Origin of the sequence: Propioniciclava sinopodophylli (genome assembly GCF_004324755.1) — a bacterium.
GTDB lineage: Bacteria > Actinomycetota > Actinomycetes > Propionibacteriales > Propionibacteriaceae > Propioniciclava > Propioniciclava sinopodophylli.
Window position 1 is genome coordinate 246,388 of record NZ_SDMQ01000002.1, and the last position, 26,350, is coordinate 272,737.

Consider the following 26,350-nt stretch of genomic DNA (forward strand, 5'->3'; position numbering starts at 1 on the left):
CTCGGGCCGGGGCGTCCGTGCGTTCGCAGGGCGTCCGGTCAGACGGACAGGCGGCCCGTCGTGTCGATGGGCGTCTTGCTGCCCGGCTCGACACCGGTCGCGGCCGGGCGGTCGGTCGCCGCGTACTGCGACCACGACCCGGAATAGAGCCGGCCCCGACCCAAGCCGGCGTGCTCGAGCGCGATGAGGTCGTGGCAGGCGGTGACGCCCGACCCGCAGTAGACGACCACGCCGGTGGCGTCGGTGATCCCGTGCTCGGCGAAGCGCTCGCGCAGGGCGTCCGGGGAGAGGAAGCGCCCATCGGCCAGGTTGCCGGAGAAGGGCACGTTCACGGCGCCGGGGACGTGCCCGGCGCGGGGGTCGACCGGCTCGGACTCGCCGCGGTAGCGCTCGGGGGCGCGGGCGTCCACGACCAGCGGCGCCGTGGCGGCGTCGTCGATGGTGGCCAGGGACGCCGGGTCCCACGGCCGGGCGGTGAAGGTGGCCTGCTCGCGCGCCGGGGCTCCCGTCTCCAGGGGCCCCTCCCAGGCCGCCAGCCCGCCGTCCAGCAGGGCGGCGTCCACCCCGAGCGTGCGCAGCATCCAGACCAGGCGGCCCGCCCAGGCGCCCGTGCCGTCGTCATAGGCCACCACGAGGCTGTCATCGCCGATGCCCAGGGCCGCCATCTGCTCGGCGAACACCGAGGGCTCCGGCAGGGGGTGCCGGCCGGTATCGGGGCCGGCAGGGGCGGCCAGCGCCGCGTTCATGTCGACGAATACCGCCCCGGGCAGGTGCCCGTTGGCGTAGGCGTCCGGCTGCGGCCCGTCCGCCAGCGTGTAGCGGACGTCGGCCAGCACGGCATCCGGGTGGTCGGACAGGAAAGTGGCGGGCACGACCGGTGGGATCATGCCCGCCACTGTAGCGACGGCGCGTTTCCTGAGGTGCGACCGCTCAGCGTCGTGGCAGCTTCACCAGGTCGTCGATGCCGTGCAGCGTGGAGACCGCCGGCTCGTTCTGCAGGGTCGGGTCGACGGCCAGGTAGGCCTTCGTCTCGCGGGCGATCAGGCCCGAACAGATCAGCAGGCCGATCAGGTTCGGGATGGCCATCAGGCCGTTGGCGATGTCGGAGAACGTCCACACGAGCTCGAGCTCGCTCACGCAGCCGAGGAAGACAACCGCGCTGAACAGCAGGCGGTAGGGCACGACGCCCTTGATGCCGACCAGGCGTTCCACGTTGCGCTCGCCGTAGTAGGCCCAGCCGAGGATCGTGGAGTAGGCGAAGAACACGACCGAGATGGCGACGATCACGCCACCGCTCGTACCGGGGAGGCCGAGGGAGAAGCCCTCGGCAGTCAGCGAAGCGCCCTTCTTGTCGCTCATCCACGCGCCGGTGGAGACGATGACCAGGGCGGTCATGGAGACCACGATGATGGTGTCGATGAAGGTCTGGGTCATCGAGACCAGGCCCTGGCGGACGGGGTGCTTGGTCTTGGCCGCCGCGGCGACGATGGCCGCCGAGCCCATGCCGGACTCGTTGGAGAAGATGCCGCGCGCGATGCCGTACTGGATGGCTTGGGCCACGACCGAGCCCAGGAAGCCGCCCGCGGCGGCCGTGCCGGTGAACGCGTCGGAGAAGATCAGGGCGAACGCGCCGGGCAGGGCCTGCCAGTTGAGGCCGAGGACCACCAGCGCGCCGACGACGTAGATGATGATCATGACGGGCACGAAGCCGGCGGTGACGCGACCGATGACCCTGATGCCACCCAGCAGCACCGCCGCGGTGAGCACCGAGACGAAGATCGCGGTGACGATCGGGTCGACCGCGAACGTCTCCTGCAGCGTGTGCGCCACGGTGTTGGCCTGGGTCATGTTGCCGATGCCGAACGAGGCGATGACGGCGGCGACGGCGAAGAACAGGGCCAGGAACTTGCCCAACCCGCCGCCGATCGCCTTCTGCAGGTAGTACTGCGGGCCGCCGGAGATCTCCCCCTTGGCGTCGAGCGTGCGGAAGCGCACCCCCATGAACGCCTCGGAGTACTTGGCGGCCATGCCGAAGATGGCCGAGACCCACATCCAGAACACCGCACCGGGGCCACCGAGGGTGATGGCCGTGGCCACACCCGCGATGTTGCCGACACCGACGGTGGCGGCCAGCGCCGTGGTCAGAGCCTGGTAGTGGCTGACGTCACCGTCCTCCTCCAGTCCGTCGTGACGGTTGATGAACGCCAGGCGCAGGGCCGGCACGAGCTTGGTGAACTGCAGGCCGCCGAGGCGGACCGTCAGCCAGATGCCGGTTCCGAGCAGCAGGGGCAGGAGCACGAACGGCCCCCAGACGATGTTGGCGATGTCGCCGAGCACTTGCTCCAGCACGATGTTCCTCACGACGGTTGGACGGGCGCTACATGAGACCATCCCGAAAACCGTCGTGGCAAGCACCCGGCCGACCATTCCACGCCTTGGTCGCTCCAAGCGTTGACGGGCAGGCCGCGTCCAGGGTGTGCCTGGGCGGCCCGCCCCAGGTCTATCGCTCAGATGGGCAGGCGCTGGAAGATCGGGGCCGGGATGTGCCGCAGGACGAACATGACGGCCTCGAACGCCGGGGGCGTCCAGACGACGCGCTGGCCCTTGCGGGCGGCCGTGACCACCAGCGAGGCGACCTCGTCCGGGTTGAGGGTGAGCGGGGCCTCCTTGACGTGCGCCGACATGCGGGTGCGCACCTGGCCCGGGCGGACGACGAGCACGTTCACCCCCGACGGCGCGAGCGCGTCGCCGAGGTTGGTGTAGAAGCCGTCGAGGCCGGCCTTGGTGGAGCCGTAGACGAAGTTCGAGCGGCGCACCTTGAGGCCGGCGGCCGAGCTCATGGCGATGATCTGGCCGAAGCCCTGGGCCTTCATCCGCTGTCCGAGCAGCACGCCGACGCTCAGCGCCCCGGTGTAGTTCACCTGCGCCGCGAGGACCGCCTTGCGCTGGTCGGTCCACAGCTCTTCGTTGTCGCCGAGGACGCCGAACGCCACGATCGCCACGTCGACATCGCCGCCGGCCCATGCGGACTCCATGAACGCCGGGTGCGCGTCGAAGTCGGTGGCGTCGAAGTCGAGCACCTCGACCTCGCGCGCGCCGGCGTTGGTGAGGGCGGACACGGTGGCGTCCGTGCGGTCGTCGCCGGGCTGGACGCCCAGGACGACGCGGGCGGGCGCGTGGGAGAGGTACTCCCCCACGATCGCCAGGCCGATCTCGGACGTGCCGCCCAGCAGCAGGATGGTCTGGGGGTTGCCGGTGGCGTCGATCACATCAGCTCCAGTCGTCGGGCCATGTCGGAGGCGAAGACCCCCGTCGGGTCGATCTCGCGGCGCGTGGCGATCCACGCGTCGATGTCGGGGTACATCGCGTGGAAGGTCTGCGCGGTCGTCCGCGAGTCCTTCGAGGTGTAGAGGCGTCCGCCGAATTCCAGCACGCGGGCGTCCAGCCCACCCAGGAACTCGGACAGTCCGGCCTTGATCGGGAAGTCAACGCACACGTTCCAGCCGGCCATCGGGTAGGACAGCGGTGCGCGGTTGCCCTCGCCGAACAGTTTGAACACGTTGAGGAAGGAGTAGTGCCCCGAGGCCTGGATGCTCGCGATGATCTTCTTGAACTCCCCGACCGCGTCCGGCGGCACCACGAACTGGTACTGCAGGAAGCCGTTGCTGCCGTAGGCGCGGTTCCACTCCCCGAACATGTCCAGTGGGTGGTAGAAGCCGGTGAGGCTCTGGATCTTGTTGGTGTACGTGCCCGACTTGGCGTACCAGACCTGGCCGAGCGTGCCGAAGGTGAGCTTGTTGGCCAGCCCGTTGGGGAACACATCGGGCAGCGTGACGAACGTCTTGCCGCCGAACTCCAGTGGGCGGGCCGCGAGCTTGGGCGCGAACTCCTGCAACTGGGCGAGCGTGGCCAGCGAGCCGCGCGAGATCGCGGCCCGGCCGAGCTTCGGCGGTGCGGAGATCGCGTCGAACCAGGCGCTGGAGTAGTCGTAGCGCTCCTCCGAACCGTCGGAGTGGACGGCGATGGTCTCCTCGAGGCTGGAGGTGATGATGCCGTCGGCGAGGAACCACGCCGTCTCGACCCGCTCCATCGCCAGCGTTGCGCGCAGGATGATGCCGGTCAGTCCGATGCCGCCGACGGTGGCCCAGAACAGGCGGCCGTCGGGGTCGTCGGCGCTGCCCTCGGGCGTGAGGGTGAGGACGCGGCCGTCGGCCACCAGCAGGTCCATGGAGCGGACGTGGTCGCCGAAGCTGCCCGCCGAGTGGTGGTTCTTGCCGTGGATGTCGTTGCCGATCGCCCCGCCGACCGTGACCTGGCGCGTGCCGGGCAGGACGGGCACCCACAGCCCGTGCGGGAGCGCCGCCTTCATGAGGGCGTCCAGGCTGACGCCGGCCTCGACCGTGACGGTGGCGTCCGCGTCGTCGATGTCGAGGATGCGGTCGAGCGCGGTCATGTCGACCACCAGGCCGCCGCCGTTCTGTGCCACGTCGCCGTAGCTGCGGCCCAGTCCGCGGGCCAGCACGCCGCGCCCGACGCCGGACGCCCGCCGCTCGGCCTCGCGCGCCACGGCCCGCGCAATCACCCCCGCGTCGGTGGTGCGCAGCACCTCGGCGGTCGTGGGCGCGGTGCGCCCCCAGCCGGTCAGCTTGGAGGGTGTGGTCGTGAGGGACTCGGTCACCCCGCCAGCCTAGTCCTTCGGCTCAGCCCAGTCCCCAGAAGACCCGGTCCATCACCTCGCGCGAGAAGCGCGCGCGGCGCGACCAGTCGTCGATGAGCAGGGACGCCTCGCCCCTGGCGTAGCCGAGCAGCTCGGCCACGGCGGAGCGCTCGCGGGCGTCGGTGGGGATGGCGTCCGAGGCGCGCCCGCGCAGCAGCATCGTCGCGTTGCGGATGCGGGTCGCCATGACCCACGCCTCGCGCAGGGCCGCGGCGTCCGACTGCGAGAGGAACCCGCCGCCGACCTCGGCCTCCAGCGCCGCCAGGGTGCGGGGCGTCCGGAGCGCGGGCGCCTCGTGGCTGTACTCCAGCTGCAGCAGCTGGACGCACCACTCCACGTCCGAGAGGCCGCCCGGGCCGAGCTTGACGTGCCGTCGCGGGTCGAGGCCGCGGGGCAGCCGCTCATTCTCCATGCGCGCCTTGAGCCGCCGGATCTCGTTGACCTGGCGTGCCGAGATGCCACCCTCGGGGTGCCGGACGGCGTCGATCACGCCCAGCAGCTCACGCGAGAGCGCGGCGTCGCCGGCCCCGTGACCGGCCCGGACGAGGGCCTGGGCCTCCCAGGTCGAGGACCACTTCTCGTAGTAGGCGCGGTAGGACGCCAGCGTGCGGACGACGGGGCCGTTCTTCCCCTCGGGGCGCAGGTCCAGGTCGAGTTCCACCGCCGGGTCGGCCCCCGGCTGGCGCAGCAGCTCGCGCAGGCGCGAAATGACCTTGGTGCCGAGCGCGACCGCGTCACCGTCGGCGTCCGCCACGACGACCATGGCGTCGGCGTCGGAGGAGTAGGACAGCTCGTTCCCACCCCAGCGGCCCAGGGCGATGATGGCCAGGTCGGGCGCGCCCGGAACCTCGCGGCGCGCGACGTCGAGGGCGGCGTCCATCGTGGCGCACATGACGTCGGTCAGGCCGTCGCCGACGGCCACGACGTCCATGCGGCCCAGCAGGTCGGCCATGGCGATGCGCAGCAGCTCCTGCCGCCGGACGCCGCGGATCGCCTCCACGGCGGCGCGCGGGTCGTCGTGGCGGCGGGCGATGGCCGCCATCTCACCGAGGATCTCGGCGCGCGTGCGCACGAGGCCGTCGGTGCGGACGAGCAGCTGGGCGGTTTGCGGGGCCCGGAGCAGCAGGTCGACCGCGAAGCGGCTGGACGACAGCACGCGGGCGAGGTTCTCGGCCATCGCCCCCTCGTCGCGCAGGGCGCGTAGGTACCAGGACGAGGAGCCGAGCGCCTCCGACACCTGGCGGAACGCCAGCAGGCCGTGGTCGGGATTGGGCCCGTCAGCGAACCAGCCGAGCATCGCAGGCAGGAGCTGCCGCTGGATCTCCGCCGGGCGGGACATGCCCGCAGACAGCGCCTCGATGTGGCGCAGCGCGGCCCGGGTGTCGTTGAAGCCCAGCGCGCGCAGGCGGGTCTCGGCGGCCTCCGAGGTGAGCCGGACGGCCCCGGACGGCACGCGGGCGACCGCCTCGAGCAGTGGCGAGTAGAAGATGCGCTGGTGCAGTCGCAGGACGCGTCGGGTCGAGGCGCGCCATGCGGACGTCAGCGCGGTGGCGTCCGCCAGCCCCATGCTGCGGGCGATCCGGCGCAGGCTGAGCTCGTCGGTGGGCATGAGGTGGGTGCGGCGCAGCTGGAACAGCTGGAGGCGGTGCTCGACCACGCGCTGGAACCGGTAGGACTCCCCCAGGCCCCGCCCGTCGGCGCGCCCCACGTACCCGGCGGCGACGAGGGCGTCCAGCGCCGCGAAGGTGCCGCGCAGGCGCAGGCGCTCGTCCGCGCGGCCGTGGACCAGCTGCAGCAGTTGGACGCTGAACTCGGTGTCGCGCAGTCCGCCCGCACCGAGCTTGATCTCGAGGTCGGCCTCCTTCGCCGGGATGTGCGCGATGACGCGCTTGCGCATGGCCTGGGTCTCACCGACGAACCGGTCGTCGTCGGCAACCGCCCACACCCGGGGTGCGACGAGGTCGACGAACTCCTGGCCGAGCGCACGGTCGCCGGCCATCGGGCGGGCCTTGAGCAGGGCCTGGAACTCCCAGTTCTTGGCCCACTTCTCGTAGTAGGTGCCCATGCTCGCCAGCGACCGGACCAGCGGCCCGGCCTTTCCCTCGGGCCGCAGGTTGGCGTCCACCTGCCAGATCGTGCCGGCGGCGGTGTGCGCGGAGCAGGTGCGGGCGATGGACGCCGCGAGCTTGGTCGCGACCGTGATCGCCTCGCCCGAGCTGACCAGCGGCTCGCCGGCACCGTCGAGCGCCGGCTCGGCGACGTAGAGGACGTCCACGTCGGAGACGTAGTTGAGCTCGCGGGCCCCGCACTTGCCCATGGCCAGCACCGCGAGCCGGACGCGCTCGTGCCCCGGGACCTCAGCGCGGGCGAGCGCCAGGGCGGCCTCCACGACGGCGTCGGCGAGGTCGGCGAGCTCGCGGGAAATGTCCTCGACGGCCTCGAAGGGGTCGGGCGCGATGAGGTCCCGGGCGGCGATGCGCAGCAGGGCCTCCCGGTAGGCCAGGCGCAGGCGGTCGGACGTGCCCGCCTCGGCGACCGGGGCCGGGGCGTCCGGGTCGGCGCCGACGGCGCGCAGGAGGTCGGCACGCAGGGCCTCCGCCCCGCGCGGTTCGGGCCAGTCGTGCAGGACGCCCAGCGCCTCCGGCCGGACGCAGACGTGCTGGTTGAGGGCCACGGACGCCCCCAGGACGCGAGCGACCCGGCGGACGCGGTCGGGGTCATCGATGACGGAACGGAAGATGTCGGGGTGGGCGTCGAGCCGGGCGAAGCCGCTCATCGCGAGGTCGGGGTCGGCGCTGGCGAGGATCTCGTCGACCAGCCGGCGGATGAGTGCCTCGTCCTCGCAACGCTCGATCCACGGCTCGATGACGGTGACGGCGTGGTGGGGGTCGCCGAAGCCACGGCGGGCGAGACGTCCGGCGGGGGTCGACATCCGGTCCATGACCGGATGCTAGTGCAGCCCCCGACCTCGGGCCGGGACGTCCCGAGCGTCGACTACGCTGGAGCGGCACCCGCCGAACCCAGGAGTCGCCATGAACGAGCCGCGCCAGCGCGAGCCCTGGTCGCGCCGCCGCGTGGCGTTGGTCGCAGCCCTCGCCCTCCTGGCGGTCGCCGCCGCGGCCGTCCTCGTCATCTGGAACTCGGGGCGCAGCGCCGCCGAGCCCGGCACCCAAGTGGTCCGCGCGCTGATGTCGGACGAGACGACCACCGTCTCCCTCGCGGGCGTCCTGGCGCCGCAGCAGCAGGCCAACGTGTCCTTCGCCGTGCCGGGCACGGTGCGAACCATCGACGTCAAGGTCGGCGACGAGGTGACGGTCGACCAGCCGCTCGCCTCCGTCGAGGACCGCGACCTCCGCAACGCCCTCACGCTCGCCGAGGCCCAGGCCACGGCCGCGCGTGCCCAACTCCAGACGGTCCGGGACTCCGACCGCGCCACGTCCGGCCAGATCGCGGCGGCGCGCGCCCAGGTCGAGTCGGCGGACGCCGGGGTCGCCCAGGCCCGCGACCGGCTCGACGACGCCCTCCTGACCTCCCCGCTGGCCGGGGTGGTCGCGGCGATCTCCATCGAGGTGGGCGACCAGGTCTCCGGGACGGGTTCGGTGGCCACCGGTTCGCTGGGCAGCAGCCTCGGCGGCCTCTCCGGCATGGCGGGCATCGGCTCCACCGGCCAGGTCTCCGGCGGCGGGGCCGCGCACATCGTTGTCGTGGTGCCGGACGCGTGGAAGCTCGAGGCCAAGGTCGGCACCGCAGACCTGCCGCTGCTGGCCCCCGGCCAGCCCGCCATCGTCACCCCAACGGGCACCTCCCAGCACGTGTCGGCCACCGTTGACACGGTCGGCATCGTCGCCGAGGCGGCGTCCGGCCAGGCCGCGACCTTCCCGGTGACGCTGAAAGTGACCGACGCGTCCGCCACCCTCTTCTCGGGCGCGAACGCGGACGCCGTGGTCACGACCGGCACCGTCACCGACGTCCTGACCGTCCCCGCCGAGGCCATCTGGATCGCCGACGGCCGACCGACGGTCCGGCGCCCCTCGGGCGAGGCCGTCGAGGTCACCACCGGGCGCCGCTTCGGCGAGCGCATCGAGATCACCACCGGTCTGGCCGAGGGCGAGGAGGTCGTCGCGCGGCAGAGCATGGTCGTCACCGCCCCGGCACGCCCGCAGTTCGGCCCCAACGGCACCATCGCCTCCCCCGACCCGACCCCGGGGCGATGAGCGCGCTGCTGCGGATGGTGGGCGTCCGCAAGACCTACGACACCGGGGCCATCCAGGTGGAGGCGCTGCGGGGCGTCGACCTGGCCGTCCAGCAGGGCGACTTCGTGGCGATCATGGGGCCGTCGGGTTCGGGCAAGTCGACCCTCATGCACATCCTCGGCTGCCTGGACGTGCCCAGCGCGGGCACCTACGAGCTGGACGGCGTCGATGTCAGCCACATGACCGAGGCCGAACTGGCTGACGTCCGCAACCGGCGCATCGGCTTCGTCTTCCAGCAGTTCAACCTCCTGCCGTCGATGACGGCCCTGCGCAACGTCGAGCTCCCCCTCGTCTACGCCGGAGTACCACGCGCCGAGCGGCGCGAGCGGGCCCAGGAGGCGCTGCGCCGCGTGGGCCTGGCCGATCGGGTCGACCACCGCCCCGGCGAGTTGTCGGGCGGCCAGCAGCAGCGCGTGTCGGTCGCGCGCGCCCTGGTCACCGACCCGGCGCTGATCCTGGCCGACGAGCCGACCGGCAACCTCGACTCGGCCTCCACCCACGACGTCCTGGAGCTGTTCCACGAGCTGCACGACGCGGGCCGGACGATCGTGCTGATCACCCACGAGGCGGAGGTCGCCCAGGAGGCGCGCCGCGTGGTCCGCATCACCGACGGGTTGCTGTCGGAGGGCGCGGCGGTGCCCTCATGAGTTGGTCCGAGACGTTCCGCACCGCCGTGGAGGCCCTGCTGGGCCGACGCATGCGCTCGCTGCTGACGATGCTGGGCATCCTGATCGGCATCGCCGCCGTGATGCTCACCGTCGGGCTCGGCGAGGGGGCACGGCAACAGATCACCGCGGAGATCAACAAGCTGGGCAGCAACTTGCTCATCGTGATGCCCGGGTCGCTGTCCAACGCCAGCCTGCGCTCCTCCTCCAGCGTGATGACCCTGACCCTCGACGACGCCGACCTCATCGCAGACCCGGCCGTCGCCCCCGACGTGGCGGGCGTCGCGCCCGTGATGGGCACGCGGGTCAGCGTCCAGTACGGCACCGACGACTGGTCGTCGCAGGCCACCGGGACGACGACCGCCTGGCCGGAGGTGCGCGCCCGCAACCTCATCGACGGCCGGTTCTTCACCGAGGTCGAGCAGGCCTCGGCCGCCCAGGTCGTCGTACTCGGCCCGACAACGGCCGGCAACCTCTTCTCCGACACCCCGGCCGTCGGCCAGGAGGTCGTGATCAGCGGGCAGACGTTCCTGGTCGTCGGCGTCCTGGAGTCGGTGGGCGCCAACTCCATGACCAACGACGACGACCTGGTCGTGCTGCCGATCACCACCGTCGCGCAGCGGCTCGTGCCGCCGTCCTCGGCCCGGAGCCTGCAGGCGATCTACGTCGCCGCCCGCGACGACGCCGCGATCTCGTCGGCCCACCAGCAGATCACGCGCGCGATCACGGTGAACCACGCGAGGACGACCGCCGACCAGGACTTCTCGATCATGACCTTCCAGGCGCTGCTCAGCGCCATGGACACCATGACGGCGGTGCTGACCACCCTGCTGGCCGGGCTGGCCGCCATCTCGCTGGTGGTCGGCGGCATCGGCGTCATGAACATCATGCTGGTGTCGGTCACCGAACGCGTCCGGGAGATCGGCCTGCGCAAGGCGCTGGGCGCGACCCCGGCGCTCATCCGGCGCCAGTTCCTCGTCGAGGCCGGCATTCTCGGCCTTCTGGGCGGCGCCCTGGGCGTCGCGCTCGGCGTCCTCGGGGCGGCCATCCTGACCCCGCTGCTGGACCTGCAGGTCACGGTCTCGCTGCCGGCCACGCTGCTGGCGCTGACCGTGTCGCTGGGCATCGGCATCGGCGCCGGCACCTACCCGGCCGCCCGGGCCGCCAACCTGCCCCCGATCGACGCGCTGAGGAGCGAGTGATGAAGCGCACCCGAGTGCTCGTCGGTGTTGTCGTCGCCGCCGTCGTGCTGGCCCTCGTCGCGTGGGCGGCGTGGCCGCGCGCCGCTGAGGCCGCCTACGTGACCGCCCCGGCTTCCCGCGGGGGCATCACCCAGACCATCTCGTTGGTCGGCCCGGTCGAACGGGACGGGCAGGCGGAGGTCACCTACCGCAGCAACGGCATGGTCACCGCGGTCCACGTGCGCGTGGGCGACCAGGTTGCTGCCGGCCAGCAGGTCGTCAGCATCGACTCGGCCCCGCTGCGGCTGGCCGTGTTGCAGGCGCAGGCCCAGGTCGCCCAGGCCGAGGCGCAGTTGGACGCCGACCTGGCGGCCCAACGGTCCGGCGCCCCGGCCATCGGCACACCGTCCACCGGCAACCCGCCAGCCGCCGCAACCCCCGGATTGCTCCCCGGCACCCCGTCCCCGGGCGGCCCGTCGCCCGGAAGTCCCCCGGCCGACGCCGCTCCGCCGGCCTACCTGACCCGGATGAACACCTCCCTGGTTAGCCTGCAGCAGGCCGTCCAGTTCCAGCAGCAGCAGTGCACCCCGGTCTTCCAGGCGCTCCAGCAGCTGCGCGAGCTCCAGGAGAACCTGCCCACCGCGATCCCCACGGCGCTGCCGACCGCCCTGCCCACGGCCGTGCCGACGGCGCTGCCCACCCGACAGCCGACCGCCGAGCCCACCGCGACGCCGACCCCGCAGGCCTCCCCCGAGCCCACGGCGTCCGCCTCCCCCGAGCCCACGGCGTCCGCCTCCCCCGAGCCGACGACCGGGCCCACGGCGTCCGCCTCCCCGAGCGCGACCCCGACGGCCCTCCCGTCGATCCCCCCGCTGGATGAGCTGACCCCCGAACTGCGCCAGCGTCTGGCCGAACTCCTTGGCATGGCCGGGCAGCTGGAGGCCTGCTCCGAGGCGATGGTCGGGCTCGCCCGCGCCGAGGGCGAGGCGGGCACGGCGATCGGCGAGGCCGTCCAGGGCTTCGCCGCCCAGACCCAGCAGGCGCAGGTGGCCCTGTCGCAGGCGCGGGCCGAGCTCGAACAGGCGATGCAGGCGGCCCAGGCGCAGGTCGAGGCCGCCGCCCGCAAGGCCGCCGAGGACGCCATCCGTCAGGCACAGGCCCAACTCGAGGCCCAGATGGCCGCCACGTACGGCGGGGTGGTGACCGACGCGACGATCGCCAGCGACCGCGCGCGGCTCGTGCAGGCCCGCCAGCAGCTCGACTCGGCGCAGGCCGACCTGGCGGCCGCCACCCAGTCCACCCCCATCGCCGGCGTCGTCGGCGCGATCGACTACGCGGTCGGCGAGAGCTCCGCCGGTCGATCGGCGGTCATCGTCGGCGACGGCGGGGCTCGCGTGAGCGTGGACGTCCCGCTCGCCGTCCGCGGTCTGGTCGCCCCCGGCGTCCCCGCCCGGGTCGGCCAGCTGGCCGCGCCCGCCACCCTGAACGGGCAGGTCACCGGGGTCAGCGTGCTGCCCAGCACCGCCACCGGGCAGTCCTACCGCACCGAGGTCGTCGCCGACGACCCCGACCAGACGCTGCGCTCCGGGTCGTGGGCCGACGTCACGCTGACGCTCGCGCAGGCGTCCGACGTGCTCACCGTGCCGGCCTCGGCGGTGACCAAGATCACCGACACCACCGCCACCGTCGAGGTCGTGGACGCCCCCCTCGACCAGACGGCGCGCACCGTGACCGTCGTCACCGGCCGCACCGGCGGCGGGCGGGTCGAGATCGTCTCGGGCCTGGCCGAGGGGCAGATCATCGTGCTGTCGGACACGCGCCTCCCCGTACCGGGCGGCATCGACCAGTACCAACCGATGGCCCGTTCGGGCGGCGGCGCGACCCCCACACCGGCACGATGAGGCGCGTCCCGGACGCGGCGGCGCTGGTCGCCGCGGGCAAGGTGGCGGCCCGGCTGGAAGCTGGCGACGAGGTCGGACGCTCCGAGCTCGCCACGGCCGTCCGCACCACTCTCGCGTGGCTGGCCCACGCCCACCCCGGGAAGCTCGTCGAGGTCCGCGTCCCGCCGTTCGGGGCCGTGCAGGTGGGCGTCCCGGGCCAGGACTCGGCGCACACGCGCGGCACGCCGCCCAACGTGGTCGAGTCCGACCCGCGCACGTGGCTGGCCCTGGCGTCCGGACGCCTCGGCTGGGCCGACGCGCTCGCCGCCCACCGGGTCAGCGCCAGCGGGGCCCACGCCGACATCGCCGGCCTGCTGGCGGCCTTCGCCCAGGACGCGTAGTCACCCCGACCACGAGTCCTGGCGCAGGCGCTCAGGAGTGGCGCCGGGCGGCGAGGACGATGACGTCGGCGTCCGGGCGGGCGTCGAGGCGACAGAGGATGCCGTCGGCGTTGGCGAACACCACGCCGGGCACGACGAAGTCGTCGGTCACCTCGCGGAAACCCAGCTCGGCGTGCAATGTGCGCGAGGCGAGGTTGCTGGCGCTGACGACGTAGAACACCGACGAGTCGCGTTCGAGCACCCACTCCACGCGCGCCCGGGTGAGGCGGCGTCCGACCCCGCGCCGCCGGAAGGGCGGGGCCACCACGACGCCGCTGAGGTACCACCCGTCGGGGGCGTCGCGGCCGCCGTCCGCGCCGGGGGTCAGGTAGGCGAGCCAGCCGTAGGCGATGATGAGGCCCTCGTGCTCGGCCACCAGCAGTGCCTGGCAGTCGTTGTCCAGCCGGCGGGCGTGCTGGGCGGCCCACTCGGCCGGGTCACCGCCCTCGCGCGACGCCGTCAGCGCGCCGGTGAAGGCGACGTCGTCGGCGTCGGCCTCCCGAATGGTGACGCCGGCCAGCGGGACGCCGTGGGCGTCCGGCTGGTAGGGGGCGAAGAGCGTGTTCACGATGGGGAACACACTGGCACAACGGATCGGCCCGACCCCGCGCGTCCCAAACCGCGGGGGCGCACGATCAGAGCGCCGGGAGCTGCTTGCTGAGCTCGAGCGGGGTGACCTGCCTGCTGTACTCAGCCCACTCGGCGCGCTTGTTGCGCAGCACGAAGTCGTACACGTGCTCGCCGAGGGTGTCGGCGACGAGCTGGCTGTTCTCCATCGCGCGGACGGCGGCGTCCAGGCTGTTGGGCAGCGGCTTGATGCCCAGCGCCTCGCGCTGCTTCTCCGTCAGCGACCAGACGTCGTCCTCGGCCGGGTCGGGCAACTCCATCTCGTTCTCGATGCCGGACAGGCCCGCGGCCAGGATGAGCGCATAGGCGAGGTACGGGTTGACCGAGCTGTCAAGCGACCGGATCTCGATGCGCGCCGAGCTCGCCTTGCTGGGCTTGAACATCGGGATGCGCACCATCGCCGAGCGGTTGTTCTGGCCCCACGTGATGTAGGCCGGGGCCTCGCCGCCGGCGGCGAGCCGCTTGTAGGAGTTCACCCACGGGTTCAGGACGGCGCTCAGCTCCGCCGCGTGGTGCAGCAGGCCGGCGACGAACTGGCGGCCCGTCCGGCTGAGGTTGTACTCCCCGGAGGCGTCGTAGAAGGCGTTGGTGTCGCCCTCGAACAGCGACACGTGGCTGTGCATGCCCGAGCCCGGCTGGTCGGCCAGCGGCTTGGGCATGAAGGAGGCGAACAGGTCCTGCATGACCGCCACCTCCTTCACGACCACGCGGAAGGTCATGATGTTGTCGGCCATCGTGAGCGCATCGGCGTAGCGCAGGTCGATCTCCTGCTGGCCGGGGCCCCCCTCGTGGTGGCTGAACTCGACCGAGATGCCCATCTGCTCCAGCATCGAGATCGCCGTCCGGCGGAACTCGGTGCCGGCGGTGTCGGTGGTGTGGTCGAAGTAGCCCGAGGTGTCGACCGGGGTCGGCTCGACGCCGGGCACGATCGGGCGCTTGAACAGGTAGAACTCGATCTCCGGGTGTACGTAGAAGGTGAACCCCATGTCGGCGGCCTTCTTCATCGTGCGCTTCAGGACGCCGCGGGGGTCGGCGAAGCTCGCCGACCCGTCGGGCAGGCCGATGTCGCAGAACAGGCGGGCTGTCCCGCCGGCGGCGCCGCGCCACGGCAGCATCTGGAACGTGGACGGGTCGGGGTGCGCCACCATGTCCGACTCGTACACACGCGCGAAGCCCTGGATGGCCGAACCGTCGAAGCCGATGCCTTCGCTCAGGGCGCCCTCCAGCTCGGCCGGGGCGATCGCCACGGACTTCAGGAACCCCAGCACGTCGGTGAACCAGAGCCGGACGAACCGGACGTCCCGCTCCTCCATCGTGCGCAGGACGAAATCGGTCTGCTTGTCCATGCACCCATCTTGGTCGATGCGGTGTTACACGCGGGTTACGTGGGTGCGTTGTCTACGGCTTGAAGGTGTCGAACGCCGAGGTGCCCCAGTCGGACTCGCCATCGCCGTCCGCGTCGTCCTCGTCCGGGTCGTTGAAGCGGGGGTCGTTCTCCCACTGCTCGTTGCGGAGCTGGGCGTGCTCGAGGGCCTGCTGGGCCTCCTCTCGGGAGCGGTACGGGCCGAGGCGATCCTCCGCCCGGCCACCCTCGTACTGCTCGACCTGGCCCGTGACCAGGTTGTAGTACCACTCGGTGTCGTGCGTCATCGCCTCCACCCTCCTCGCTGAGCCCGTCGGTGCACCCACACTATGATCGGCGCGTGACTCCCATCAAGCCTCACCCGATCTCCGCGCGCCGTCCCGTCCCCGCCTCCATCGGTCGCCCCCACTACGTGGACCGCCCCGCGCCGGAGCGCTACACGGGATCGCACGTGCAGTCCGCGGAGACCATCGAGCTGATGCGGGAGAGCTCGCGCATCGCGTCCGGCGCCATGTACGCCGCGGCCGCGGCCATCGCGCCCGGCGTCACCACCGACCAGCTGGACGCCGTCGCCCACGAGTACATGCTCGACCACGGCGCCTACCCGAGCTCACTCGGCTACCGCGGCTTCCCGAAGGCGTGCTGCACGTCGGTGAACGAGGTCATCTGCCACGGCATCCCGGACGCCCGCCCGCTGGAGGACGGCGACCTGGTCAAGATCGACGTGACGGCGTTCAAGAACGGCGTCCACGGCGACAACTGCGGCACCTTCCTCTGCGGCGACGTCGACGAGGAGTCCCGCCTGCTCAGCGAGCGCACCCACGAGGCGATGATGAGGGCCATCCGCGCGGTCAAGCCGGGGCGCGAGACGAACGTGATCGGCCGGGTGATCGAGGCCTACGCCAAGCGGTTCGGCTACGGGGTGGTGCGCGAGTACACCGGCCACGGCGTCCACACCGCCTTCCACTCCGGCCTGGTGATCCTGCACTACGACAACGAGGTGTACCGCGACGTGCTGGAGCCCGGCATGACGTTCACCATCGAGCCGATGCTCACGCTCGGCGACCCCAGCTCCCACGTCTGGGACGACCAGTGGACCGTCGTCACCAACGACGGCTCGCGCTGCGCCCAGTGGGAGCACACGGTCGTGGTCACCGACGACGGCGTCGAGATCCTGACCCTGCCGCCGGACCAGGCCGCCTGATGCGCCAGCTCGTGGCCGTCCTCGGCACCGGCGTCGTCGACGCGTCGGACGCCGTGGTCACGGCCGACGACCTCGGCATCAACCGCGGGGACGGGGTCTTCGACGCCGCCCGCGTGGTGTCGGACGCCGCGGGCGTCCGGGTGGAGTTGCTGGAGCCACACCTGGCCCGGTTCGCCCGGTCGCACCAGAAGATGGGTATGGCCGAGCCCGACCTCGCCGCCTGGCGCGCGCTCATCGAGGAGGCCGTCGCGGCCTGGGACGTGCCGGGCGAGGCCATCCTGAAGCTGATCGCCACCCGCGGACTGGAGCACGAGCCGGGCGCACCCGGGGCGTCCTTCCTCACCCTGACCGCCGCCGACACCGCGCCCTGCCCGCCGCTGCGCGTCATCACCCTGACCACCGGCCGGGCCTCGGACGCCTTCGCCGACGCCCCGTGGCTGCTCGGCGGGGTGAAGTCACTGTCGTACGCGGTCAACGTCGCCATGGCCCGCGAGGCCAAGCGCCGGGGCGTGGACGACGTGCTGTTCACCTCCAGCGACGGCTACTGCCTGGAGGGCCCGCGCTCGGGACTCCTGGTCCGGTTCGGGGACGCCTTCGTCACGACGCCCGTGGCGGGCACGGGCATCCTCGACTCGGTCACGATCGGGGTCGTCGCCGAGGGCCTGCGCTCGCGCGGCCTGGCGTTCTCTGAGCGCTTGGTCACCCCGGCCGAGCTCATCGCCTCCGACGGCGGGTGGCTGCTGTCGGCCGGGCGCGGCGTGGCCGAGATCGTCGCGCTGAACGGCTCCCCCCTCGCGACGGACGCCGAGGCGTCCGCCCTGCTGTGCGAGCTGGCGGGCTTCGGCACCGCCTGAGCCTCGGGGAACTCCGGGCACTGTCGCGCTAGACTGGTCCACTGGACGAGTCGGCTGGGTGATCGCGGCGGGAAACCGTCGAGGAAAGTCCGGACTCCACAGAGCAGGGTGGTGGGTAACGCCCACCCGGGGCGACCCGCGGGACAGTGCCACAGAAATCAGACCGCCCCCATGGGGTAAGGGTGAAACGGCGAGGTAAGAGCTCACCGCGTTCCTGGCGACAGGGACGGCACGGCAAACCCCACCCGGAGCAAGACCAAGAAGGGCTTCGGCCCGCGGAGGCCGTTCGAGCGTTGCTCGCGCGAGGTCTCCGGGTAGGTTGCACGGCACGGTCGGAAGGTCGTGTCGGAGGCGGCTGGCAACAGCCGTCACAGATGGATGATCACCTCTCGCGAGAGATCAGAATCCGGCTTACGGCCGGCTCGTCCCCCATCCCCAGCCCCCGTCAGGCGCGGAACTCGACCTCACCGGTCCGCACGTCCGCCTTGGCCAGGCGTGCCGCCACCTCCTCGCCGAGTTCCGGACGCCGGCCCGTCAGCCGGGCCGCCACGGCGGGCTCGGCCAGCTGGATCTCGCCGTGGTCGTCCTTCTCGTTCCACTCCACGAGGGTGCCGGTGAAGGTCTCCCCCACGCGGTCGGCCAGCACCAGCGCCTCCACGAGGTCGAGGATGCCCCGCTCGTACTTGTTGGAGCGCTGCGTCGCCGACCCCATCGCCTTGGGCAGGGCGTCCAGCTCGGCGCGCACCCAGTCGGGCACGGGCTCCCCCGCGCACAGCGCGAGGCAGGCCTCGCCGACGTAGCGGTCCACGAGCCGGCGCAGCGGCGCGGTGGCGTGAGCGTAGGCGGCGTTCATCGCACCGTGCAGCGGCTGCTCGGGCACCTCACCGTCGAAGGCGGCGTATCCCGCCCCGCGGAAAAGCGCCGTGCAGGCGTTCAGCATCGCCAGGTGCTTGGGCTGGGCGGGGTCGAGCGAGCGGACGAACTCGGGGTAGTTCACCTTGCCAGGCCACGTGATGCCGAGCCCCTTGGCGACGCGGCGCAGCTTGTCGATGCCGTACTGCTGGGCCGGCGGCAGCGTCCGCAGGATGCCGACCTTCGCGTCCAGCATGATCCCGGCCGCCTGAAGGCCGGTGAGCAGCGAGATCTGGGCGTTCCAGCCCTCGACCGGCAGCGTGCGGCGGAACTCGAGCTCCCAGCCGCCCGAGGAGGTGACGCGGATCTCCTGCTCGGGGATCTGCAGGCTCACGCCGCCGCGCGCCGCCTCGAGGGCCTCGCGCTTGCGTCCGACCTCGCGCAGCAGCTGCAGCGACTCGCGCGCGGTGCCGGCGTCGATGGCGTCCTGGACGCCCGCGTACGTGAGCTGCTCGCGGCTGCGGACCCGAGCGCGGACCACCGTGGTGGAGAGCGCCTCGCCCGCGGCGTCCAGCCTGTGCTCCCAGAGCAGGGCCGGGCGGAGTTGGTCCGGCAGCAGGGACGCCGCCCCCTCCGACAGCACGGGCGGGTGCAGGGGCGTCCGGCCGTCGGGGGCGTAGAGCGTGACGCCCCGCTCGTGGGCCTCGCGGTCGATCGCGCCGCCGGGAGTGACGAAGGCGCCCACGTCGGCGATGGCGTACCAGACGACGTACCCGTCGCCATCGCGCTCGATGAACACCGCCTGGTCCAGGTCGGTGGAGCCGGGCGGGTCGATGGTCACCAGGGCCAGGTCGGTGCGGTCGAGGCCAGGCAGGTCGACCGCGGACGCCGCGCGCTCGGCCTCGGCCAGCACATCGGCAGGGAAGTCCCCGGGGACCTCGAGTTCCTCGCGCAGCCGGGCCAGGCCGGCGCGGATCGGCTCGGGGGCGCCGTCACGGATCGCGAGGTGTAGTGCCGGCACGGGTCAGAGACCCGACTCGGACGTGCGCACGAGGATCCGGTTGCACTCCTCGCAGCGGAGCACCTCGTCCTCGGCGGCGGCGCGGTAGCGGTTCAGGTCGGCGGCGTTCGCCTCGAGCTGGCAGCCGCCGCAGCGCCCGTGCTGGAGCAGGGCGGCGCCGACGCCGCCGGACTTCTCGGCAATGCGGGTGTAGAGCGCCAGCAGGTCGGCCGGGACGGCGGCTGCGATCGCGTCGCGCTCGGCCTCGTGGCGGCCGCGTTCGGAGGCCAGCTCCGCCAGCTTGTCCTGGCGCACGGACAGGACCTGGCGCAGCCCGTCCTCCAGTGTGGACTTGGCCTCCACCGCGCGTTCCGCGGCCTCGCGGGCGGTCTCCAGGCGCTCCATGGCGTCGAGTTGGGTGTCCTCCAGTTCGCCGATGCGGCGCTTGAGGTGGCCGATCTCCTCCAGCAGGCCCTGCAGCGCCTTCGGGTCGGTCACCGACCCGTCGGCCACGCGCTGCTCGTTGCGGGCCAGCCGCTGGCGGACGGGCTCGAGGTCGGACTCGGCCTTGGCCTGCTCGCCCTCGAGGTCGGAGACGATCGTCTCGGCGGCGATGACGCCCTCGGCGGCACGCGCGCGGTCGGCCTGCAACGCCCGGGCCCGGGCGGTCTCGGGGAGGGTGTTGCGGCGGTGGTCCAACTGGGCGATCGCGGTGTCGCTGGCCTGTAGGTCGAGCAGCCTGCGCTGCGCCTCGGCGGCAGCCTTCATGGGGGAATCCTCCTGATCGCGACGGCGTGTTGGCACGATACCGCAGCGCGCGCGGGCCCCTGGTGCGACGATGGCGCCATGACGATCCTGTACCTCGTCCGCCACGGTGAAACCGAGTGGAGCAAGTCGGGCCAGCACACCTCCCACACCGACCTCGACCTCACCGAACGGGGCGTCGAGCAGGCCCGCGCCCTGCGCGAGAAGCTCGACCCGGCCGAGTTCGGGCTCGTGCTGAGCAGCCCCCGGCTGCGGGCGCGCAGGACGGCCGCCCTGGCTGGGTTCGGTGACCCCGAGGTGACCGACGACCTCGCCGAGTGGGACTACGGCGACTACGAGGGGCTGACCAGCCAGCAGATCCGCACCAACCACCACCCGGGCTGGCGCCTGTGGTTCAACGGCGTCCCCGGCGGCGAGACCCACGACGAGGTGCGCGAGCGGCTCAGCCGGGTCGTCCGTCGTGTCCGTGACTCGGGCGTGGACAAGGCGATCTGCTTCGGGCACGGCCACGCCTCGCGGGTGCTGGCGCTGTGCTGGCTCGACTTCCCGCTCATCTTCGGGCAGGCCTTCCCCGTCGAGACGGCATCCGTGTCGATCCTCGGGCGCGAAAAGGAGTCGTGGGCCGTCCTGCGCTGGAACAGCTGAACGCCGGCCCCGCGTAGAGTGGGCGTGATCCGTGCGCTCGACCCGAGGGGAACCCACCATGACGCAGAAGGAACCCAGACTGCCCAACCGGCAGGTGCCCTTCTCCGACGCCTTCATCGCCTTCATCCCCCAGGACTGGGCCCCGTACCCGTCCGAGTTGCCCGCCCGCCTGGCCACCGCCGAGCACACGCAGGCGCGCCGCGACGCCGTCAGCGCCGCCTACCCGGGCGAGCGCATCGTCGTCCCCGCCGGCGGGCTGAAGGTGCGCAGCAACGACACCGACCACCGGTTCCGCCCGCACTCGGCCTTCGCCCACCTGACCGGGCTCGGCACCGATCGCGAGCCGGACGCCGTGCTCGTGCTCGAGCCGATCTTCGTCGACTCGCCGGACGCCACCCACGCCGTGGACGACGCCGGCCACGTCGCCACCCTGTACTTCAAGCCACGCGCCCCGCGCACCGACCCGGAGTTCTACGCCGACGCCCGCTACGGCGAGATGTGGGTCGGCCAGCGAGAGTCGCTGGAGGAGATGCAGGCCATGACCGGCCTCCAGTGCGAGGCACTGGCCGCGCTGCCTGGCGCCCTCAGCGTCCACCTCGACCGCATCCCGAGCCGCGTGGTCCGCAACGTCGACGACCGGATCACCACGCTGCTGGACGAGCTCCGCCGCACCCACGAGGTCGACTTCGACGTGTGCGTCGACGAGGAGCTCGAGACCATGCTCAGCGAGCTGCGGCTCATCAAGGACGACTTCGAGCTCGAGCAGTTGCAGCTGGCCTGCGACGCGACGACCGTCGGCTTCGAGGCCGTGGTCGCCGACTTCCCGGCCGCCGTGGCCAACGGACGCGGCGAGCGCTGGTGCGAGGGCGTGTTCGCCCTGCACGCCCGCCACCTCGGTAACGACGTCGGCTACGGCAGCATCTGCGCCGCCGGCGACCACGCCACCACCCTGCACTGGGTGCGCAACGACGGCGAGCTGCGCGAGGGCGACCTCGTCCTGCTCGACATGGGCGTCGAGGTCGACACGCTGTACACCGCCGACGTCACCCGCACCCTGCCTGTCACCGGCCGGTTCACCCCGGCCCAGCGCACGGTCTACGACGCGGTGCTCGCCGCCCAGCAGGCCGGCATCGACGCGGCCCGCGCCGGGCGCACGTTCCACGAGGTGCATGACGCCGCGATCCGCGTGGTCGCCGAGCACCTGCACGCCTGGGGCATCCTGCCCGTCTCGGTCGAGGAGTCCCTCGACCCGGTCACCGGCGGCCAGCACCGCCGGTGGATGGTGCACGGCACCTCGCACCACCTGGGCATCGACGTCCACGACTGCGCCCAGGCCCGCAAGGAGTTCTACCGCGAGGGCACCCTGCGGCCCGGCATGTGCATCACCGTGGAGCCGGGCATCTACTTCAAGTCGACCGACCTCCTCGTCCCCGAGGAGCTGCGCGGCATCGGCGTCCGCATCGAGGACGACATCGTGATCACCGACGACGATCCACTCATCCTGTCCAAGGCGCTGCCCCGCGAGGCGGACGCCGTCGAGGAGTGGATGGCCGGCCTGCTCGGGCGATGACCGTCCACGACTGGGAGGACATGCGGCAGCGCCTGGCCCTGCCGCGCGAGGACCCGGCGCGCCCCCACGTCGGGTGGCACTGGTACGTCGACGGCCAGGAGCGCGAGGAGGTCGTCCTCAACATCGCCGCCGAGCGCGCCCGGACCGGGCAGGGCTTCGTCTGGTGCGGCCTGAAGGACCCCGACGACGTCACGATGGCCACCTTCCAGCAGCTGCTCGGCCTGCACGAGCTGGCCGCCGAGGACGCCGTCGAGGGGCACACCCGCTCCAAGCTGGAGGTCTTCGACGACGCCCTGTTCATGGTGATCTCCACCGTCGACTACGTCGCCCACGCCTCGGTCGACGACACCTCCGAGATCGTGTCCACCGGCCAGGTCATGGCCTACGTCGGGCCGTGGTTCGTGCTGACCGCCCGCCGCGGTGGGCGTCCGTTCATGAACGCGATCCGGCGCGACCTCGAGGCCCAGCCGACGCTGCTCGCCGAGGGGCCGTGGCGGGTCCTGTACCGGATCCTCGACCACGTCGTCGACGACTTCACCGAGACGGTCACCGAGATCGAGCAGGACGTCGAGCTCGTCGAGGAGTCCGTGTTCGCTCCCGGGGTGCGGCCCGACGTCGACGGCGTCTACCACCTCAAGCGGGAGCTGATCGAGTTCAAGCGCTGCCTGACGCCGCTGGCGGCCCCGCTGCAGCGCCTGGCCCAGGCCGACCCGAGGCTGCCGAACGTGCCCGAGCAGGCGCGCGCCTACTTCCGCGAGGTCTCCGACCACCTGACCGCGGCCCGCGAGTCGACCATGGCCCTGGACGAGGTGCTCGGCGCGATCATCCAGGCCGCCCTGACCCGGGTCTCGCTGGCCGACAACCAAGACATGCGCCGCATCTCAGCGGCCGTGGCCATGTTCGCGGTGCCGACGACGATCGGCGCCATCTACGGCATGAACTTCGACAACATGCCCGAGCTGCACACGGCCTACGGCTACTACGTCGTGCTGGGCGTGATGGCCCTGTCGATCATCGCGCTGGCGGTGATCTTCCGGCGGCGCGGCTGGCTCTGAGGACGCCCCGGTTGGACGCGCCGCGAGATGCCCGCCGCGGCATCCGGCCTCGGCCTAGAGTTTTGCCATGGCTGATCCCACAAAGGTGTTCCTCGACGAGGACGACATCCCGACGCACTGGTACAACATCGTCGCCGACTTCCCGACGCCCCCGCCGCCGCCGCTGCACCCGGGCACGAAGGAGCCGCTGGTCCCCGACGACCTGGCCGCGCTGTTCCCGATGGGGCTCATCGCGCAGGAGGCGTCGACCGAGCGGTGGATCGAGATCCCCGAGAAGGTGCGCGAGATCTACCGCCTGTGGCGTCCCAGCCCGCTGCACCGCGCGCGTCGCCTCGAGGCCGCCCTCGGCACCACCGCGCGGATCTACTACAAGTACGAGGGCGAGAGCCCCGTGGGCTCGCACAAGACCAACTCGGCGGTGCCGCAGGCGTACTACAACGCCCAGGAGGGCCGCATGCGGCTCACCACCGAGACCGGGGCCGGCCAGTGGGGATCGGCGCTCGCGTTCGCCACGCAGATCTTCGGCCAGACCTGCGAGGTGTGGCAGGTCCGCAACACCTACGAGAGCAAGCCGTACCGCCGCATCCTCATGGAGACCTTCGGCGCCACCGTCACGCCGAGCCCGTCCGACAAGACCGAGGTGGGCCGGGCGCTGCGCGAGCGGTTCCCCGACACCACCGGCTCTCTCGGCATGGCGATCTCGGAAGCCATCGAGGAAGCCGCGAAGGACCCGGGCGCCTCCTACTCGCTGGGGTCGGTGCTCAACCACGTCACCCTCCACCAGAGCATCATCGGCCTGGAGGCCATCAAGCAGCTGGAGAAGTTCGGCGAGCAGGCCCCCGACCTGCTGTTCGCGTGCGCGGGCGGCGGGTCGAACCTGGCCGGCATCGCGTTCCCGTTCCTGCGCGAGAACATCGAGGGCCGGATGAACGTCAAGATCACCGCCTGCGAGCCGGCCGCCGCGCCGTCGCTGACGCAGGGCGAGTACCGCTACGACTTCGGCGACTCCTCCGGCATGACGCCGCTGCTGAAGATGTACACGCTCGGCAACGAGTTCGTGCCCGACCCCGTCCACGCGGGCGGCCTGCGCTACCACGGCATGGCGCCGCTGGTCTCGCACGCCTACCACGAGGGCCTGATGAAGGCGATCGCGGTCAAGCAGCGCGACGCCTTCGCCGCCGGCGTGGAGTTCGCGCGCGCCGAGGGCATCGTCCCGGCGTCCGAGTCCAACCACGCGATCGCCGGCGCCCTCGCGGCCGCCCGCAAGGCGACCGAGGACGGCACCTCACCGGTCATCCTGATCGGCGTCTCCGGCTCGGGCCAGCTCGACCTGCCGGCCTACTCGGAGTTCCTCGCCGGCAACATGCTGGACGCCTGAGGCTGGGCAGTGCGCCCACCCGCCCCGAACTGCAACAAGAGTGGGTCAGCGCTCGGTCGGCGTGCTGGGGCTCGGCGGACGGTAGGGGCCGTCGGGTTCGGGAGGCGGCTGCGTGCCCGTTCGCTCGGCCGGGTTGGGCGCCGCCCAGCCCTGATGCTGCGGGGGCTGCTGGGGCGCCGGGGGCTGGTTCGGCCAGCCCTGCTGCTGGGGTGCCTGCCACGGCTGGCCCTGCGGGGTCTGCTGCTGCGGGTACGGGTAGCCCGGCTGCTGCGGGTACGGCTGGCCCGGCTGCTGCGGGTACGGGAAGCCCTGCTGCGGCTGTTGCTGTGGCCAGCCCTGCTGGGGGGCGCCCTGCTGCCAGGGCGCCTGACCCGGGTTGCTGAACTGGGACGCCCGCGCGCCGGGTGCCTTCGCGAGCAACTCGCGGGCCTGGCCGACGACCTTGTGCTCGCAGAGGATCTCGTACTTGGTGGCGATCGTCTGGGTGACCGACGTGAAGTCGCGCTGGCCGCGGCTGACGACGTAGCCGAGGATCGCGAACAGCAGGCCGATGGCCACACCGATCACGAGCGCCGTCAGCAGCTGGCCGAGGAAGTTCTGCGAGGGGAACAGGATCATCATGAAGATCGCGACGATGAAGCCTGTCGACAGGCCGCTCATCACTCCCTGGCCCAGCACCGTGCCCCACGTGCGGCGTCCGGTCACCCGCTCGACCAAGCGCAGGTCGGTGCCCACGATGGCGAGGTTGCCCACCGGGAAGTTGTTGTCGGCCAGGTGGTCGACGGCCTTCTGCGCGTCGGCGTAGGTGTCGAACACCCCCAGCGACTGCGGGTACTCCAGCCGGAACAAGGCCTGGTTGCCCGCGATCGGGTTCTGCTGTTGTGTCATCGGTGTTCCCTTCCTGCCCCTACGCCGGCGGCCTGTCCACGCGCCACGATAGCCGCGGCGAGCTTGACCCCGGCCTCGTCCACCATCTCGTCGTCGACCATGATCGCGCCGGTCGCCCCACCCCGTGCCGAGGTGGCGTCGGCGTAGGCGTCCATGATGCGGTGCGCGCGCTCGTAGTCCTCAACGCGCGGGCTGAAGGCGGCATTCCCGGCCTCGACCTGCGCCGGGTGCAGCACCCACTTCCCGTCGTAACCCAGCGCGGCCGCGCGGGCGGCGGACGCCTCGAACCCGGCCACGTCGCGGATGGCCACGAACGGCCCGTCGACGGCCTGCAGCCCGTTCGCGCGGGCGGCGACGAGGATCGACATGAGCACGTGGTGGAAGGCGTCCGCGGGGTAGCCGGCGGGCTGGGACCCCACATTGAGACCGCCCATGCCGAGACTGGCCATGAAGTCGCCGGGCCCGAAGACGAGGCTCTCCAGCCGCGGCGACGAGGCGGCGATCTCGGCGACGTGGAGCAGGCCCACGGCGTCCTCGACCTGCGCCTCCACCCCGATCATGCCGACCCGTAGGCCGGCGTCCTGCTCGACCTGGGTGAGCAGGAGGTCGAGAGCGACCACGTGATCGGCGCGGGTCACCTTGGGAAGCACGAGGCAGTCGATGCGGGCGCCGGCGCCGCCGACGACCTCGGCGACGTCGCGGAAGGTCCAGGGCGTGGTCCAGTCGTTGACGCGGACGGTCACGGTCGGGGCGGCGAACCCGCTGGGGTCGTTGAGGGCGTCCGCGATGCGCTGCCGCGACTCCTCCTTGACCGCGGGCGCGACGGCGTCCTCGAGGTCGAGGAACAGCGCGTCGACGCGCAGGTCGCGGGCCTTGGCGATGAACCGGTCGGACGACCCGGGCACGGCGAGCACGGTGCGCCGGACGCGGGCGGGACGGGACGGGCGGGACATGCGTCCCAGCCTACGGGTGGTTCGCTCCTTGGCCGGGACGCGGGCGGCTGGGGTGCGCGG

The 26,350-nt window shown here is 72.3% G+C and carries 22 protein-coding genes, 1 other RNA gene and 1 pseudogene; 12 read left to right on the top strand and 12 right to left on the bottom strand.

Annotation, left to right across the window (positions count from 1 at the left end; genetic code table 11):
* Nucleotides 1–38: 38 nt before the first annotated feature.
* From ET989_RS03375 to ET989_RS03395, 5 genes are all read right to left on the bottom strand, one after another.
* Entirely contained in the window at nucleotides 39–887 is an 849-nt protein-coding gene (locus ET989_RS03375; RefSeq protein ID WP_131167148.1) for a sulfurtransferase, read from the bottom strand.
* Between the two features lie 43 nt (nucleotides 888–930).
* Nucleotides 931–2,349: an alanine/glycine:cation symporter family protein gene (locus ET989_RS03380; protein WP_206662204.1), complete on the bottom strand. Its 1,419-nt coding sequence runs from the start codon at nucleotides 2,347–2,349 to the stop codon at nucleotides 931–933.
* Between the two features lie 158 nt (nucleotides 2,350–2,507).
* The gene (locus ET989_RS03385) at nucleotides 2,508–3,269 is read right to left on the bottom strand and encodes a decaprenylphospho-beta-D-erythro-pentofuranosid-2-ulose 2-reductase (protein WP_131167149.1); all 762 of its coding nucleotides are present in this window, start codon (nucleotides 3,267–3,269) and stop codon (nucleotides 2,508–2,510) included.
* Nucleotides 3,266–4,678, bottom strand: a complete 1,413-nt coding sequence (locus ET989_RS03390) for a decaprenylphosphoryl-beta-D-ribose oxidase (RefSeq protein WP_131167150.1) — start codon at nucleotides 4,676–4,678, stop codon at nucleotides 3,266–3,268. Before ET989_RS03390 ends, ET989_RS03385 begins: the two co-directional genes overlap by 4 nt.
* Before the next feature lie 22 nt (nucleotides 4,679–4,700).
* Complete coding sequence (locus tag ET989_RS03395) at nucleotides 4,701–7,658, bottom strand: bifunctional [glutamine synthetase] adenylyltransferase/[glutamine synthetase]-adenylyl-L-tyrosine phosphorylase (RefSeq protein WP_131167151.1); 2,958 nt, start codon at nucleotides 7,656–7,658, stop codon at nucleotides 4,701–4,703.
* Nucleotides 7,659–7,749: 91 nt separating this feature from the next.
* On the opposite strand from ET989_RS03395, the gene ET989_RS03400 reads away from it, so the two are divergent.
* Genes ET989_RS03400 through ET989_RS03420 form a run of 5 tightly spaced genes read left to right on the top strand, consistent with a single transcriptional unit; the run spans nucleotide 7,750 to nucleotide 13,097 of the window.
* Nucleotides 7,750–8,931 carry an efflux RND transporter periplasmic adaptor subunit gene (locus ET989_RS03400; RefSeq protein ID WP_131167152.1) on the top strand — a complete coding sequence of 394 codons (1,182 nt, stop codon included), beginning with the start codon at nucleotides 7,750–7,752 and terminating at the stop codon, nucleotides 8,929–8,931.
* Nucleotides 8,928–9,617 (top strand): ABC transporter ATP-binding protein, encoded by a 690-nt coding sequence (locus tag ET989_RS03405; RefSeq protein WP_131167153.1) that lies wholly within the window; start codon nucleotides 8,928–8,930, stop codon nucleotides 9,615–9,617. The genes ET989_RS03400 and ET989_RS03405 overlap by 4 nt, the downstream gene beginning before the upstream one ends.
* Nucleotides 9,614–10,837, top strand: coding sequence for an ABC transporter permease (locus ET989_RS03410; protein WP_131167154.1), 1,224 nt, complete (start codon nucleotides 9,614–9,616; stop codon nucleotides 10,835–10,837). Before ET989_RS03405 ends, ET989_RS03410 begins: the two co-directional genes overlap by 4 nt.
* Nucleotides 10,837–12,717 (top strand): efflux RND transporter periplasmic adaptor subunit, encoded by a 1,881-nt coding sequence (locus ET989_RS03415; RefSeq protein ID WP_131167155.1) that lies wholly within the window; start codon nucleotides 10,837–10,839, stop codon nucleotides 12,715–12,717. Before ET989_RS03410 ends, ET989_RS03415 begins: the two co-directional genes overlap by 1 nt.
* The gene (locus ET989_RS03420; RefSeq protein WP_131167156.1) at nucleotides 12,714–13,097 is read left to right on the top strand and encodes a sterol carrier family protein; all 384 of its coding nucleotides are present in this window, start codon (nucleotides 12,714–12,716) and stop codon (nucleotides 13,095–13,097) included. The genes ET989_RS03415 and ET989_RS03420 overlap by 4 nt, the downstream gene beginning before the upstream one ends.
* A 31-nt stretch (nucleotides 13,098–13,128) precedes the next feature.
* Here the strand turns inward: ET989_RS03420 and ET989_RS03425 are convergent, their stop codons facing one another.
* The 3 genes from ET989_RS03425 to ET989_RS03435 form a co-directional block, all read right to left on the bottom strand.
* Nucleotides 13,129–13,704 (bottom strand): GNAT family N-acetyltransferase, encoded by a 576-nt coding sequence (locus ET989_RS03425; RefSeq protein ID WP_165490005.1) that lies wholly within the window; start codon nucleotides 13,702–13,704, stop codon nucleotides 13,129–13,131.
* A gap of 67 nt (nucleotides 13,705–13,771) precedes the next feature.
* Entirely contained in the window at nucleotides 13,772–15,109 is a 1,338-nt protein-coding gene (locus tag ET989_RS03430) for a glutamine synthetase family protein (protein ID WP_131167158.1), read from the bottom strand.
* Nucleotides 15,110–15,161: 52 nt separating this feature from the next.
* A complete protein-coding gene (locus ET989_RS03435) occupies nucleotides 15,162–15,413 on the bottom strand; it encodes a hypothetical protein (protein WP_131167159.1) in 252 nt (83 codons plus the stop codon).
* Between the two features lie 53 nt (nucleotides 15,414–15,466).
* Here ET989_RS03435 and map point away from each other — a divergent pair, with 53 nt between their 5' ends.
* The 3 genes from map to rnpB all read left to right on the top strand — a co-directional run bounded on the left by map (nucleotide 15,467) and on the right by rnpB (nucleotide 17,613).
* Nucleotides 15,467–16,330: a type I methionyl aminopeptidase gene (gene map / locus ET989_RS03440; RefSeq protein WP_131167160.1), complete on the top strand. Its 864-nt coding sequence runs from the start codon at nucleotides 15,467–15,469 to the stop codon at nucleotides 16,328–16,330.
* Complete coding sequence (locus tag ET989_RS03445) at nucleotides 16,330–17,184, top strand: aminodeoxychorismate lyase (RefSeq protein WP_131167161.1); 855 nt, start codon at nucleotides 16,330–16,332, stop codon at nucleotides 17,182–17,184. Before map ends, ET989_RS03445 begins: the two co-directional genes overlap by 1 nt.
* A gap of 46 nt (nucleotides 17,185–17,230) precedes the next feature.
* Nucleotides 17,231–17,613, top strand: an RNA gene (gene rnpB / locus ET989_RS03450) — RNase P RNA component class A.
* Nucleotides 17,614–17,629: 16 nt separating this feature from the next.
* Here rnpB and ET989_RS03455 read toward each other — a convergent pair.
* Nucleotides 17,630–19,057: an RNB domain-containing ribonuclease gene (locus ET989_RS03455; RefSeq protein WP_131167162.1), complete on the bottom strand. Its 1,428-nt coding sequence runs from the start codon at nucleotides 19,055–19,057 to the stop codon at nucleotides 17,630–17,632.
* A 3-nt stretch (nucleotides 19,058–19,060) separates the two neighbouring features.
* Nucleotides 19,061–19,804 carry a zinc ribbon domain-containing protein gene (locus ET989_RS03460; protein ID WP_131167163.1) on the bottom strand — a complete coding sequence of 248 codons (744 nt, stop codon included), beginning with the start codon at nucleotides 19,802–19,804 and terminating at the stop codon, nucleotides 19,061–19,063.
* Nucleotides 19,805–19,882: 78 nt separating this feature from the next.
* On the opposite strand from ET989_RS03460, the gene ET989_RS03465 reads away from it, so the two are divergent.
* From ET989_RS03465 to ET989_RS03480, 4 genes are all read left to right on the top strand, one after another.
* The gene (locus ET989_RS03465; RefSeq protein ID WP_131167164.1) at nucleotides 19,883–20,446 is read left to right on the top strand and encodes a histidine phosphatase family protein; all 564 of its coding nucleotides are present in this window, start codon (nucleotides 19,883–19,885) and stop codon (nucleotides 20,444–20,446) included.
* A gap of 58 nt (nucleotides 20,447–20,504) precedes the next feature.
* Complete coding sequence (locus tag ET989_RS03470) at nucleotides 20,505–22,016, top strand: aminopeptidase P family protein (RefSeq protein ID WP_131167165.1); 1,512 nt, start codon at nucleotides 20,505–20,507, stop codon at nucleotides 22,014–22,016.
* Nucleotides 22,013–23,071 (top strand): magnesium and cobalt transport protein CorA, encoded by a 1,059-nt coding sequence (locus tag ET989_RS03475; protein ID WP_131167166.1) that lies wholly within the window; start codon nucleotides 22,013–22,015, stop codon nucleotides 23,069–23,071. The genes ET989_RS03470 and ET989_RS03475 overlap by 4 nt, the downstream gene beginning before the upstream one ends.
* A 67-nt stretch (nucleotides 23,072–23,138) precedes the next feature.
* On the top strand, nucleotides 23,139–24,449 hold the full coding sequence (locus tag ET989_RS03480; RefSeq protein WP_131167167.1) for a TrpB-like pyridoxal phosphate-dependent enzyme: 1,311 nt from the start codon (nucleotides 23,139–23,141) through the stop codon (nucleotides 24,447–24,449).
* A gap of 381 nt (nucleotides 24,450–24,830) precedes the next feature.
* Here the strand turns inward: ET989_RS03480 and ET989_RS03485 are convergent.
* Nucleotides 24,831–25,337 (bottom strand): annotated as a pseudogene (locus ET989_RS03485) (YflT domain-containing protein); the annotation flags it as partial.
* Nucleotides 25,334–26,290: an HpcH/HpaI aldolase/citrate lyase family protein gene (locus tag ET989_RS03490; RefSeq protein WP_131167168.1), complete on the bottom strand. Its 957-nt coding sequence runs from the start codon at nucleotides 26,288–26,290 to the stop codon at nucleotides 25,334–25,336. The pseudogene ET989_RS03485 and the gene ET989_RS03490, both read right to left, overlap by 4 nt.
* Nucleotides 26,291–26,350 lie beyond the last annotated feature (60 nt).